This is a genomic window from Paenibacillus sp. FSL E2-0201 (assembly GCF_037963325.1).
Classification (GTDB): domain Bacteria; phylum Bacillota; class Bacilli; order Paenibacillales; family Paenibacillaceae; genus Paenibacillus_AQ.
Genome location: NZ_CP150154.1, coordinates 2,218,308 through 2,231,294 on the forward strand (window position 1 = coordinate 2,218,308; position 12,987 = coordinate 2,231,294).

The following is a 12,987-nucleotide window of genomic DNA, read 5'->3' on the forward strand; positions in this document are numbered from 1 at the left end:
GCATCTATAAACGTTGCCTGTCCATGTGCTCTTAATCCATTCTATGGGCGGGTCCCCCTTTAATATGATAAAATAGTTTCATCTTATAGTGCGAGTTCAAAAAGTACGGCTTTCAGCACCGGGAAGATTGAAAGAGGGTAGAAAATGAGGAGCGGTCGTAGCGGAAGCTACGTGAACACCGGAAATTTCGCCTGAATTCAATATTCGATGTTGAGTAAGCTTCTTGGGTTACTTCGTGATCAAAAGCGGACTTTTTGAACAACTATTTATGTTTGATTTTTGTAGTAGAAAGGAAGTGGGATGATGAGCCCTTTCGTGCATTTGCATGTGCACAGCGAATACAGTTTACTGGACGGGGCGGCGCGCATTACCGATCTCGTGCGCCGGGCCGGCGAATACGGCATGAAGTCGCTGGCGCTTACGGATCATGGAGTGATGTATGGGGCGATCCCCTTTTATAAAGCGTGTAAAGAGAATGGAATCAAGCCGATTATCGGCTGTGAAGCTTATTTAACCGCAGGCTCTCGCCGAGAGCGGGGCAGTCGCAAAGATCAACCGATTTATCACCTGATTCTGCTCGTCAAGAATGAAACCGGCTACAAGAATCTGATGAAGCTGATCTCTATCGGCCATCTGGAAGGCCATCACTATAAACCTCGTATTGATATGGAGGTTCTGGCCGCTCATTCGGAGGGGATCATATGCCTTAGTGCATGTCTAGGCGGCGAAGTGCCGCAGCATCTGTTGCATGGAAGAGATGATGAAGCGCGAAAGGCTGCGCTGCGATATAAGGAGATTTTTGGCGAAGACTTCTACCTGGAGCTTCAAGATCACGGAATTTCCGAGCAAAAGCGAGTAAATCCGAAGCTGATCGCACTTGCCAAGGCCTGTGATATCCCACTCGTAGCTACGAATGACGTTCATTATTTAGCTAAGGAAGATGCAGAGGTACAGGATGTTCTGATCTGTATTGGAACAGGTAAAACTGTGGATGATGAGGAACGGCTCAAGATCGGAACAGATCAGTTATTTTTAAAAAGCAGTGAACAGATGGCGGCGTTATTCCCGCATGTGCCTGATGCTATTAGTAACACGCTACTGATCGCAGAAAAATGTAATCTGGAGCTTACCTTCGGTCAACATATTCTGCCTGCTTATTCACCGATTCCGGAAGGTATGGACTCTGCTGCATATTTGCGTGAGTTATGCTTTAGGGGGCTTGAAGAACGATATATTGACACACCACTATGGGTATCGCCTGAGCAAAGAGAGACTGCTGAGAAGCGTCTTGCCTATGAGCTTGGTGTCATCGAGAGTATGGGATTTAGCGATTATTTTCTAATTGTGTGGGATTTTATCGCTTATTGTCATCGTCAGGGGATTGCTACAGGACCGGGCCGGGGTTCCTCCGCGGGGAGTCTTACCGCTTACTCCCTACGAATCACGGATGTTGATCCGCTTAAGTATAACTTGCTCTTTGAACGTTTCTTAAATCCAGAACGGATCACGATGCCGGATATTGATATCGATTTTAGTGATGAACGCCGTGATGAGGTTATCGCTTATGTGGTGGAGAAATACGGCAAAGAACATGTGGCACAGATTATTACATTTGGAACCATGGCTGCACGGGCTGCGGTTCGTGATGTGGGCAGGGTGCTGAATTTACCTTATAACGAGGTAGACAAAGCTGCCAAGCTCATCCCAGGACAACTAGGCATCAGCCTCGCTAGAGCACTAGAGACTACTCCAGATCTTAAAGCGCTATATGACAGTAATCCGAAGATCAAGGGCTTGCTGGATATGGCAATGAAAGTGGAAGGAATGCCTCGTCATGCTTCGACACATGCTGCCGGGGTTGTCATTTCCAAAGGTCCGCTAACTGATGCTGTACCCCTCCAGGAAGGTAACGAAAGCACAGCTTTAACTCAGTACTCTATGGAGCATTTGGAGAGTGTCGGGCTGTTGAAGATGGATTTTCTGGGCTTGCGTACTTTGTCGATTATCGAACGCTGTATGAATTCGATTAAAGAAATGAGTGGCAGTGTTCCGAATTTCAAAACGATACCAGATCATGATCCCCTTACGTATGAAATGCTAGGTGCAGGGGAGACGACTGGGGTCTTCCAACTGGAATCGGCGGGTGTAAGACGTGTGCTGAAGGATTTGAAGCCTAATGGTTTTGAAGATATCGTATCGGTTCTAGCGCTGTATCGTCCGGGTCCAATGGAATTTATCCCGAAATATATAGCAGGAAAGCACGGCCAGATTGAAGTAGAGTACCCACATTCTGATTTGAAATCTATATTAGCGGATACCTATGGGATTATTGTGTACCAGGAACAGATTATGCAGATTGCTTCGCTTATGGCCGGATTCTCGCTTGGTGAAGCGGATCTGCTCCGGCGAGCGGTCTCTAAGAAGAAACGTGAGACGCTGGATAAGGAACGCAGCCATTTTGTACAGGGGAGCTTGCAGCAAGGATATAACGAAGCGGATGCGAATGCCGTTTATGATATGATTGTAAGGTTTGCCGATTATGGTTTCCCTCGTGCGCATGCGGCGGCTTATGGTGTGCTGGCTTTCCAGACGGCATATCTCAAGGCGCATTATCCGGTACAGTTTATGGCATCTATGCTGACGGCTGTAATGGGCACCCACCGTAAGGTGGCGGAGTATGTACTGGACTGCCGCCGCACGGGCATCGGCGTGTTACCGCCGGATGTGAACGAGAGCGGCGTGTTGTTTACCCCGGTTCCAGGGGAAGAAACGGGAACAGGGCATATCCGCTTTGGGCTCGCGGCGATTAAGAATGTCGGAACGTTAGCAGTGGAGAATATTATGTCGGTCCGTAAGGAGCGGCCGTTCGACAGTCTGCTCGATTTCTGTCGACGTGTCGATCTGCGGGTCTGCAACAAGCGGGTAGTGGAGTCTTTGCTGCAGGCAGGAGCTTTTGACTGTCTGCCGGGTCATAGAGCCCAGCTGCTCGCTATGCTGGACGAGACCGTTGACGCCGCGCTGAAATGGCGCAAGGAGCGGGATGAGCTGCAAATCCAGTTGTTCGACGATTTGGTGGAAACGCCAAACTGGGAGATTCGCTATCCGGATATCCCTAAGTTCACAGTAGGACAGCAGCTGGAGATGGAACGTGAGCTGCTGGGGCTGTATCTATCAGGTCACCCGCTCGACGATAGCGCTGAGCTGCTTGAGGAGCCTGGTATACAGCGGCTGATGGATCTCGGTGAAGCCGCAGATGAGAGTCAGACGGTTACGGCCGGCATGGTCGTATCCGTTAAGGAAATTACGACGAAGCAAGGAAAATCGATGGCCTTCATCGAATGGGAAGATCAGATCGAGCGCTGCGAAGTCGTGCTCTTCCCCGAGGTGTGGAAGCGAAGCCGCAGCTTGATTGCCAAGGGCGCGCTGTTAGCTTTGCGCGCCAAGGTGCAGCAGGAGGACGAAGGCTTCAAGCTGCTGGCCGAGGAAGTGGCGCTGCTCTCCGCGGAGACACTCCGCGGCCTGCTGCAGCGCCGTAGTGCCGCCGCGTCCCGCTCTTATAGCGCGGGACGCTCGGCCTCAGCAGGAACACCGCCGCGCGGCGGCGCTCCTGCTTCGCGGGCCAGCGGGGCCGCCACTGGCCCCGCTGGCAGACCTGCAGGCGGCGCAGCTGCGCCTGCAACACCTGCACCGGCCGCTGCGCCAGCGCCGGTCTCAGGCCAGCGTGTCTTTATCAAGATCACGCCGGCCGCCGAGAATGCTGCGCAGCTGTCGCGCCTGAAGGAGCTGCTGCAGAATCATCCAGGACCAGTAGCAACGATTCTGTTCTACGAACGGGATCAGAAGCTCCTGGCCCTTAGTGATAACTACCGGATCAAGCCTACCCAGGAGCTGTTCGCGGCTATCGAGTCTATGCTGGGGGCAGGTACCGTAAGAATAAAATAAGAACAATTCAACCCTTTTCCGCATACATTAGGAAACCACAGGGCGAATCCCTGGGCGGAAAGGGGAATCACATCATGTCCTATCAAATGGCAGTTGATCTGTTGGAACGTAGAGGCGTATCACTTTCTTCCATTGCTGACATCGTATATATTTTACAATCGGTTTATTATCCTGGTTTATCCAAGGAAGAATGCCTTTCCAGTGTGAAATCTGTTCTGGGAAAAAGAGAAGTGCAGTACACGTTAATGACGGGGATCGCACTTGATGAACTGGCAGAGAAAAAACTGCTTCCGCAGCCGCTCCAGGCAGTTATGGAGGCGGATGAGTCACTTTATGGAGCGGACGAGACTCTAGCCCTTGGGATCACAGGGGTATATGGTATGATCGGACTTACAGGATTTGGGTACTTGGACAAAATAAAGCTTGGAATCATTGGTGAATTGAACGATGATAAGGGGAGTATTCACGTGTTCTTGGATGACTTAGTAGCGGGAATTGCTGCAGCTGCTTCTGCCAGAATCGCTCATCGGCAGGAAGGGGCAAAAGTATATCCTCTAGTCACGGACACGGAATAAATGACCCGATTCATTTCGATTGAACGAGTTCCTCAGTCTTGCTTCCTTTGCCCTACGCCTGTTGCGGGAAAAAAGAAAACTGTGTTATCATAATTCCATTATACGGGATACGGCTGGGAATTAAGATTGGGGAGGCCTTGCAAGGCATGTGGACGGTAATATATATCGCGCCGACCGCCAAAGTGGCGGATATGATTAAGAGTAAGCTGACTGAAGAAGGTTTTTTAGTAAAATGCCGTCCAATCAATATGTCCAAGCAGCAGTTTGAGATATTGGTTCCTTCGGGTGAACTGGAGGAAGTACAGGAAGTCCTTAATCTTATTCTGCATCCCTGAATTTCTATCAAGAGAAAAGTCATGACAGCGGCAAGCTGCATAACGCAAATAAACGGCTGAAGAGGTGCGGGTGTGTTCAAAGATTTATTTCAGAAGAAACGGAAGTACGCGACTATTCCTTCAGAACGTCTGGAGCGAAGCGGCGAGCCTGCAGAAGGCGAACGCCCCAAACGGGAAATTCCAGAAGGATTAATGAGTAAATGTAATAAATGCGGAACGATCCAGTATAGCAAGGAATTGGAAAAGAATCTAAAAGTATGTCCTACTTGTGGTCATCATTTGCGCTTGAACGCTGTAGAGCGTATTGCTATGACGTTAGACCCAGAGGGCTTTATTGAGTTTGACAGTGAAATGTATTCTATAGATCCGCTGAAATTCCCGGGTTATGCCTCTAAACTGGAGCAACAGCAACTGAAATCGGGACAAACTGATGCCGTGATTACAGGACAGGGATCTATTGGCGGACATCCAGTGATCGTAGCTGTGATGAATTTTGAATTTTTCTCGGGCAGTATGGGATCTGTAGTTGGTGAGAAGATTACCCGGGCGATTGAAGAAGCTACGGAGAAGCAGCTTCCACTCCTTATTTTCTCTACTTCAGGCGGAGCGAGAATGCAGGAGAGTATTCTAAGTCTTATGCAAATGGCGAAGACCAGTGCAGCGCTTGCTCGTTTCAATGAAGTGGGCGGTCTTTATATTTCTATAATTACGGATCCGACAACCGGCGGAGTATCTGCGAGTTTTGCTAGTCTTGGCGATATTATTATTGCAGAGCCTGGGGCGGTATTCGGTTTCGCAGGACGTATAGTCATTGAACAGACGATTCGCCAGAAGCTTCCGGATGATTTCCAGACGGCTGAATTTAATCTGCAGCATGGCTTGATTGATATGGTTGTGCATCGTAAAGAAATGCGTGCCACACTGACCAAAATTTTGGAAATGCATGATGTGAAAGGGGGATTTTAGGTTGGCAGGAGAGTTGCCTTTTGAAATGCCTCTGGTTGAAATGCGCAAGAAAATTGCCGAGCTAAAGCAGTTTGGCGAAGAGAAGGGTATTGATTTTACGGATGAGGTAGCAAGGTTGGAAGAACGGTACCGTGTGCTTGAGGAGGAAGTATATTCTAATATCTCTCCTTCCCAAAAAATGCATCTAGCCAGACATCAAGGTCGTCCGACGTCTCTTGATCTTATGAACCAGATCTTCACAGATTTTATTGAGCTGCATGGTGATCGGATGTTTGGGGATGATCTTGCTATTGTAGGCGGTATCGCCAAACTGAACGGTGTCCCGGTTACGGTTATTGGCCAGCAACGCGGTAAAGATACGAAAGAGAATATTTTACGGTTTTTCGGCAGTGCACACCCTGAGGGCTTCCGTAAAGCGCTGCGTCTGATGCAGCAAGCGGACAAGTTCAAACGTCCTATTATAACCTTCGTGGATACGAAAGGGGCTTATCCAGGCAACACAGCCGAGGAAAGAGGACAATCTGAAGCGATTGCCAGTAATTTACGCGAGATGTCTCAGTTTGGTGTCCCTGTAATCTGTGTGGTCATTGGTGAAGGCGGAAGTGGTGGAGCACTGGCATTGGCGGTTGGGAACAGAGTTCTTATGCTGGAGCATGCCATTTATTCTGTAATATCCCCTAACGGTGCTGCTTCGATTCTATGGAAGGATGCTTCTAAGGCTGATCAAGCGGCAGAAGCCATGAAGATAACGGCTGCTGATCTGCTTGAAATGGAAGTCATTGAAGAGATTGTCCCTGAGCCAAAAGGCGGCGCACATCGTGATTACGAGGCTACGGCAGCTGCAATTAAGGATGCGTTATGGCGTCATTTGCAGGAGCTGATTTCTCTGAATAGAGCGGAATTGAAGGAAGATCGTTATCGTAAATTCCGTAAAATTGGTGAGTATGCTGAAGCCCAGCAGGAGCAAGTTTTCCTTGAAGAAGAAGTGGAATCCGAAGTGTAATAATGAGGTTTCCATTTGCACTTTAAGACATATAACCATACTTAGTGGATCATATTGAATTTAGTGTAAATTATACATTTTATTGGAATTAAAATAATCTCGACGCAATGCCGGGATTATTTTAATTTTTTTTGTGCGTTCAGATAATTCGACCTCAAATTACATCTAAAAGAGCCTACAACATTGATTTTGTGTCTAAGTTGCAGTAATATTCATAAGGGCGTAGTTAAAGGCACATGTGACAAAGTTCCTATTTAATTAGTTAGCCTTGTAGTAGATTTTGTAGTTGGAAAAAGTGAGACAGAGAGAACGAAAAAACGGAGGAAAACCTAATGCGGAAAAGTAAAATTGTATGTACGATCGGACCTGCGAGTGAATCGTTGGAGAATATCAAAAAATTGATTTTGGCTGGTATGAATGTGGCCCGTTTGAATTTCTCCCACGGCGATTTTGAAGAGCATGGTGCTCGGATTAAAACGATCCGTCAAGCATCTAAGGAACTGAACAAAACTGTTGCTATCCTGCTCGATACAAAAGGACCGGAGATTCGCACAGGCAAGTTGGAAGTAGAACCGATTGAACTAGTTCAGGACGAGTACCTGACACTAACTACGGAAGAAATCCTTGGCACCCAAGAACGTATTTCCATCACGTACAGCGAGCTTCCTAATGATGTTCAAGTAGGCTCCACCATCCTTATTGATGACGGTCTGATTGGTTTGACAGTTGTCGACATTCAAGGAACTGAAATCAAGACCCGTATTGTAAACGGTGGTACGATCAAGAGCAAGAAGGGCGTTAACGTACCAGGAGTAAACATCTCCTTGCCGGGTATTACGGAAAAAGACACCAACGATATTCTTTTTGGTATCGAACAGGACATCGATTTTATCGCCGCTTCCTTCGTTCGCAAAGCTAGCGACGTTCAGGAAATTCGTGAGCTGCTTTCGAAAAACAACGCTTCTCACATTCAAATCATTTCCAAAATCGAAAACCAACAAGGTGTTGACAACCTTGATGAAATTTTAGAAGCTTCCGATGGCCTGATGGTTGCTCGTGGTGACCTTGGTGTTGAAATTCCAGCTGAAGATGTACCTTTGGCTCAAAAATTGATGATTCAAAAATGTAACGTTGCTGGCAAACCAGTAATCACAGCTACACAAATGCTGGATTCTATGCAACGTAACCCACGTCCTACTCGCGCTGAAGCAAGTGACGTAGCAAACGCTATTTTCGACGGAACAGATGCAATCATGCTTTCCGGAGAAACTGCTGCTGGTAAATATCCAGTAGAATCCGTTCTTACAATGTCCCGTATTGCTGAGAAAGCGGAGTCCGCTTTGGACCACCGTGAAATTTTCTCAAAACAACAAACTTTACAAGAAACTACAGTTACAGAAGCGATCAGCCAATCCGTTGCAATTTCCGCTTTGGATCTGAACGCTAAGGCTATTCTTTCTTCGACTGTTACAGGTCATACTGCACGCGTTGTTTCCAAATACCGTCCTAAAGCACCAATCATTGCTGTTACGACACAAGAAAGAACTATGCGTCAATTGTCCCTCGTTTGGGGCGTAACGCCAGTATTCGGTAAAGTAGCTACTTCCACAGATGAATTGCTTGAAACAGCAATCCAAGGTGGTAAGGATTCCGGTCTGGTTCAAGCTGGCGACCTAGTTGTGATTACTGCAGGAATTCCACTTGGACGTTCCGGTTCCACTAACTTGGTAAAAGTAAGCACAATCGAGTAGTACTCGACTGTGCTTTGCCTGATTCATAGATTTTACGCAAAAAAAAGAGCTGTCTCAGATGTAGTGAAAATCTACAAATGAGGCAGCTCTTTTTTTTGTGCTGAATCCATTTCCATTTATGCTGTTAGTATATACGTTTGACGCTAAAAGAGTCCCCTCGAGGGCTTGGACTGGAAGGAACCGCAACGGTGGTGTTATTCTGGACCATGATCCCTCCATTAGAAAGAGTTAACCTAGGTCGTTTTCCGTTGATTCGGCAGCAGTTGAAGTAGGTAGTGCAGACGCGGGCCAGCTTTGCGATGGAACCATCAACCTCAGGAGCCTCCATAATCCATTCGCCGGAGGTCTGTGGGCCAGTATATCGCTGAAGCGTTCGGAAGGTCCAATTTCGGCTTAAATTCCGGAGTGTGATAGACCACTTTGTGTGGCTTATTTTTGTGATAGTACCCTTCATATGATCTCCGGGGTATACTGGAAAAGGGATTACGGTCTCAACGTCAGGTAGTATTTCCCACCAGGCGTAATAACGGGCACTCCCATTTAAGAATTCATGACCTGTTCCCGTCTGGATAAGACTGCTGTTCTTGAAGCCATCGATGCCAATCCATGCGGAGGAATAGGTGGATTTGTGGGTTGATTTTACGTATGGGACGATCCATTCACCAGAAATGCGATTGAAAGCGCCTTTTCTACCAGTAACAGTGTAACCACTCCAGTTCTTAGAAGACCAGCCAAAGGCAGAACTCTGTCTATTGCTCGCATTAGATTTGTCTGTTAGACAAGGATGATTTACCATGAGAGAATTATATTTTATGCTCAACTTGTCCACCGCCTTTATAGTACTGCTATATTAAATGCGATGATTACATATGAAGTACGGGTGTTCTGTTAAAATATAAAAATATAAAGCTGGAGGACTCATAGTACAAATGGAAAAATTATCGAAGCTGCGCGGCTTTTATCTATTTTTAGGATTGGCCGGCGGTTCATTTGGCTCTTATCTTTCGCTACTGCTGGTCCATAATGGACTTAATAGTGGACAGATAGGTATACTAATGGCAACAGGCACACTAGTTGCAATCACCATTCAGCCGATGTGGGGGATTATCTCTGATCGGTATAATCAGACGCGTTTAGTACTAATCCTAAGTGTGGCGGTTCCGGCCTTACTAGCCGTCTTTTATCGTTCGGAATATTTCATTGTACTTCTTCTGGTGTATACGTGCTCAACGATCTTCTCCTCTACACAGGCTCCTATCGCCGATTCTTACGCGATCTCGGCGGCGAATAGAGCTGGGGCCACTTATGGTAGCATCCGGCTTATGATGAGCATTGGAGCGGCTCTGGGAGCTTATGCAGGAGGGGTGTACGTATCTACTTTCTCTGTATCCACGATATGGCTACCTTTTCTCTTTTTTAATCTGATTGCAGTCCTTATTGCGTTTACATTGCCGAAGCAGGCGGAAGAGAATCATATGATGAGGCAATCGTTTACTCAGGGGGTAAGACAACTGCTGGGGAATCGGGTCTTCCTTGCGTTTTTGGGTGGCAGCTTTCTTGTGAACCAGACGATGGCTGCTTTTGGTACATACTTTGTAATCGCTTTTCAATCGGTAGGAGGGTCTACGCGCTATGCAGGGATTGCGCTCTTTCTCGCATCGGTGACGAATGTGCCTTCCATGCTGTTTGCTTCTAAGGTGATTAAGAGGTTGGGTCGTGAGCGGACCTTGCTCCTTGGGGCTCTTATTTATGTTTTGCGGTGGGGTATTCAGGTTGCTTTTCCTTATCCATCGGTAATGATCGGAGTGCAAGTGCTGCATGGTCTTTCATTTGGGTTCTTTTATATTGCAGCAGTCGAATATGTATCTCAGATCACGTCTAACGAGATGCAGGCCACTGGCCAAAGTGTATTTAATATGGTGTTTGCAGGTTTTTCTGGCATTGTCGGTAATTTACTGAATGGATTCTTGCTCAATCAAGGCGGGGTAGAAGTAATGAATCTGTCTTGTATGTTGAGCTCTATCGCAGGCGCAATGCTGCTGTTCTATGTTGCCAGAAACTCTCGGCGTAAATTATCGACGACGACGCTATCTTCAGGCGGGGCCCAGGCTTAAACGCTCCCCTGCTGCTATGCTGAAAGGAGTATTTATAGATGGAATTAGAACGAGCTGGCTTGCCCAGCCGATGGTATAAGTCGACCCTGCGTGTTCGCTATCAGGAAAGTGATCAGATGGGTGTCGTGTATCATGCGAATTATTTGAACTGGTTTGAGTCTGGTCGTACGGAGATGTTTCGTCAGGTTGGTTTTACTTATCGCGAACTTGAGAAACAAGGCGTCTTACTTCCTGTCACCTCAGCAGATTTGCAATTTAAAAGTCCGGCGCGATATGATGATCTTATCTCCGTGTATGCGCGAATGACTACCTTCTCAGCGTTACGAGTCGTATTTGAGTATCAAGTGCGGAGGCTTTCGGAAGATGAAGGTGGAAATTCAGAAGATTTATTGGCTACTCTAGGGGAGTTGCGGTTGATGGATCCACCTGGGGAGCTGCTGGTTACCGGCACGACAAGTCATGTTTGGGTGAACCAGGAATGGAGGCCTGCTAGGCTGGATAGAGCCCTTCCAGAGCTCTTTCACGCAATAAAAGAGGCGCTGCGGGAAGAAGGGGGTTCAGTATGATTAGAAGCAAATGGTTATGGGCTGGACTATTTATTATTCCTGCTGTGGAATTATTCGGTTTTATCTACGTAGCAGATCAACTTGGAGCATTTAAAACGTTGCTGCTTATGCTGACCACTTCAGTAATCGGTCTACTAATGATGCGATTTGAAGGTAAGAAAGTGCTGCAGGACAGCAGAACACATATGCAGGAGGGCCGCGTTCCTGGTCGGACGATGCTGGATGGTTTATGTATTTTTTTCGGAGGATTGCTACTGATATTGCCGGGTTTCGTAACCGATATTGTCGGTTTCACGCTAGTATTTCCATTGACTCGGCCTTTGTACCGTATATTTTTGCTGAAGTGGATTGAGAAGAAGATGAAGAATGGCACCTTCACCTTTTACCGTCGTTAGTATCCTGTTTACAACAATAACAGAGCGGACCCCTGTCATTGCTGAAGGGCCCGCTCTGTTTGCTATTTTACGAATCGATGATTATCGGTTCCTATCTTAATCTGCCGCTAACAATATAGCTGTGTAAAGCTCGGAATACGCCCGCTCGGTTAAAGGCAACAAGGACTACTAGGACAACGGGGCCGATGATTAGCCCTAGCATACCGAACAACTGCAAACCTGCGAACATGCCAATCAACATGGCAAGGGGATCAAGTCCAATGCTGCTGGCGAGCACCTTCGGCTCAAGTACCTGCCGGGTAATGAGAATAACGGCATAGAGAATGGATAGTCCAATCCCCAGCGCCAGATTGTCCGTCATATAAGAGTAAAGCGCCCAAGGCAGCATCACAATTCCCACACCGAGATAAGGCAGCAGATCCACAAAGCCAATCATTAAGCCAATAGCAAATGCAGACTTCACACCCAGTAGCAACAGCCCGATCACAACAATGATCGCTGTGATGGAGATCAGGATAACTTGAGCGCGAAGATAACCGGAGAGCGCTCTGCGTAAATCCCTCCAGATATCTGACACAGGCTTTAGAAATGCTGTGGGCAGCCAGCCTGTAAGTTTATCGTTATGCCGCTCCCAACTCGTACTAATGAAAAAGGCAGCAAGGACAACGACGATAAGAATCGTACCCATACTAGGAAGTGCGGAGATCAGTTTCAATATTACATTAAAAAATCCTGTGACCACTTGCGTGACTGCGTAACCTACAGTTTCCGTTGTTCTGTTGATATTGCTGTCAATCGTAGCATGATAGTCAGGATTGTCTCGGTAGAATTGATTGATCTGGTTGATGATGTTCTGTATGCTTGCATTCTGGCTTAAGGACATAAGGAGATCTTTCCATTGGTCGGTGTGGAGATTAAAGGTCTGCAGCAGGACGATTAATTCTTTCACGAGTCTTGTAATCATCGCGGTCAGGACTAGTGTAATTCCGCCTATATAAAATAGCAGAGCGAGAGACACCGCCAGCCAGCTTGGTAATTTAAAGCCTTTAAGAATAAGCACCAATGGGTGCATGATATATGCGAGCAGCCAAGCGAGCAACAGGGGGTATAACAGCGGAAGTAATAGATAGATTGCCAGCAGGAGGATGGAAGTAGCCAGAACGACCCACAGGCCTCGCAGCAGTCTTTTTAATACCAAACGATCCATACCGAGACCACACCTTCTTCATTCCTGCATGTACAGGGGAATAAGAGCTCGTCTTCATATATATTCATAGAACCGATTTAAAGACTAGAGTGCGGGATAAATATTAGAATGGGACACAATCTATAAACTGAAA

Annotated in this window: 11 protein-coding genes; 9 read left to right on the forward strand and 2 right to left on the reverse strand. The window is 47.0% G+C overall.

Translation table 11 applies throughout. The features are described from left to right. The first annotated feature begins 303 nt into the window (after positions 1–303). The 6 genes from NSU15_RS09625 to pyk all read left to right on the forward strand — a co-directional run bounded on the left by NSU15_RS09625 (position 304) and on the right by pyk (position 8,572). Positions 304–3,942 (forward strand): DNA polymerase III subunit alpha, encoded by a 3,639-nt coding sequence (locus NSU15_RS09625; protein ID WP_339291299.1) that lies wholly within the window; start codon positions 304–306, stop codon positions 3,940–3,942. A 74-nt stretch (positions 3,943–4,016) separates the two neighbouring features. Then, positions 4,017–4,517: a phosphatidylglycerophosphatase A gene (locus NSU15_RS09630; protein ID WP_339290075.1), complete on the forward strand. Its 501-nt coding sequence runs from the start codon at positions 4,017–4,019 to the stop codon at positions 4,515–4,517. Between the two features lie 146 nt (positions 4,518–4,663). Then, entirely contained in the window at positions 4,664–4,852 is a 189-nt protein-coding gene (locus NSU15_RS09635) for a hypothetical protein (protein WP_042125966.1), read from the forward strand. Between the two features lie 72 nt (positions 4,853–4,924). Beyond that, a complete protein-coding gene (gene accD, locus NSU15_RS09640) occupies positions 4,925–5,818 on the forward strand; it encodes an acetyl-CoA carboxylase, carboxyltransferase subunit beta (protein ID WP_339290077.1) in 894 nt (297 codons plus the stop codon). Between the two features lies 1 nt (position 5,819). Next, positions 5,820–6,821, forward strand: coding sequence for an acetyl-CoA carboxylase carboxyltransferase subunit alpha (locus NSU15_RS09645; RefSeq protein WP_339290079.1), 1,002 nt, complete (start codon positions 5,820–5,822; stop codon positions 6,819–6,821). A 332-nt stretch (positions 6,822–7,153) separates the two neighbouring features. Further along, positions 7,154–8,572 (forward strand): pyruvate kinase, encoded by a 1,419-nt coding sequence (pyk, locus tag NSU15_RS09650; protein WP_042186514.1) that lies wholly within the window; start codon positions 7,154–7,156, stop codon positions 8,570–8,572. 124 nt (positions 8,573–8,696) lie between these two features. On the opposite strand, the gene NSU15_RS09655 is transcribed toward pyk, so the two are convergent. After that, positions 8,697–9,368 (reverse strand): G1 family glutamic endopeptidase, encoded by a 672-nt coding sequence (locus NSU15_RS09655; protein WP_339290081.1) that lies wholly within the window; start codon positions 9,366–9,368, stop codon positions 8,697–8,699. A gap of 133 nt (positions 9,369–9,501) precedes the next feature. On the opposite strand from NSU15_RS09655, the gene NSU15_RS09660 reads away from it, so the two are divergent. Genes NSU15_RS09660 through NSU15_RS09670 form a run of 3 tightly spaced genes read left to right on the forward strand, consistent with a single transcriptional unit; the run spans position 9,502 to position 11,647 of the window. Further along, positions 9,502–10,686, forward strand: coding sequence for an MFS transporter (locus NSU15_RS09660; protein ID WP_339290083.1), 1,185 nt, complete (start codon positions 9,502–9,504; stop codon positions 10,684–10,686). A gap of 38 nt (positions 10,687–10,724) precedes the next feature. Further along, positions 10,725–11,252: a thioesterase family protein gene (locus tag NSU15_RS09665; protein ID WP_339290085.1), complete on the forward strand. Its 528-nt coding sequence runs from the start codon at positions 10,725–10,727 to the stop codon at positions 11,250–11,252. Beyond that, positions 11,249–11,647 (forward strand): FxsA family protein, encoded by a 399-nt coding sequence (locus NSU15_RS09670; protein ID WP_042186523.1) that lies wholly within the window; start codon positions 11,249–11,251, stop codon positions 11,645–11,647. Before NSU15_RS09665 ends, NSU15_RS09670 begins: the two co-directional genes overlap by 4 nt. 91 nt (positions 11,648–11,738) lie before the next feature. Here NSU15_RS09670 and ytvI read toward each other — a convergent pair whose 3' ends face one another. Beyond that, positions 11,739–12,854, reverse strand: coding sequence for a sporulation integral membrane protein YtvI (gene ytvI, locus NSU15_RS09675; RefSeq protein ID WP_339290087.1), 1,116 nt, complete (start codon positions 12,852–12,854; stop codon positions 11,739–11,741). Between the last annotated feature and the right edge of the window lie 133 nt (positions 12,855–12,987).

Excerpts from the sequence above, each read along its gene's own strand:
- NSU15_RS09625 (WP_339291299.1), top strand. The coding sequence starts at position 304 with ATGAGCCCTTTCGTGCATTTGCATGTGCACAGCGAATACAGTTTACTG.
- NSU15_RS09655 (WP_339290081.1), bottom strand. The coding sequence starts at position 9,368 with ATGGTAAATCATCCTTGTCTAACAGACAAATCTAATGCGAGCAATAGA.
- NSU15_RS09660 (WP_339290083.1), top strand. The coding sequence starts at position 9,502 with ATGGAAAAATTATCGAAGCTGCGCGGCTTTTATCTATTTTTAGGATTG.
- ytvI (WP_339290087.1), bottom strand. The coding sequence starts at position 12,854 with ATGGATCGTTTGGTATTAAAAAGACTGCTGCGAGGCCTGTGGGTCGTT.
- NSU15_RS09665 (WP_339290085.1), top strand. The coding sequence starts at position 10,725 with ATGGAATTAGAACGAGCTGGCTTGCCCAGCCGATGGTATAAGTCGACC.
- NSU15_RS09635 (WP_042125966.1), top strand. The coding sequence starts at position 4,664 with ATGTGGACGGTAATATATATCGCGCCGACCGCCAAAGTGGCGGATATG.
- pyk (WP_042186514.1), top strand. The coding sequence starts at position 7,154 with ATGCGGAAAAGTAAAATTGTATGTACGATCGGACCTGCGAGTGAATCG.
- NSU15_RS09630 (WP_339290075.1), top strand. The coding sequence starts at position 4,017 with ATGTCCTATCAAATGGCAGTTGATCTGTTGGAACGTAGAGGCGTATCA.
- NSU15_RS09670 (WP_042186523.1), top strand. The coding sequence starts at position 11,249 with ATGATTAGAAGCAAATGGTTATGGGCTGGACTATTTATTATTCCTGCT.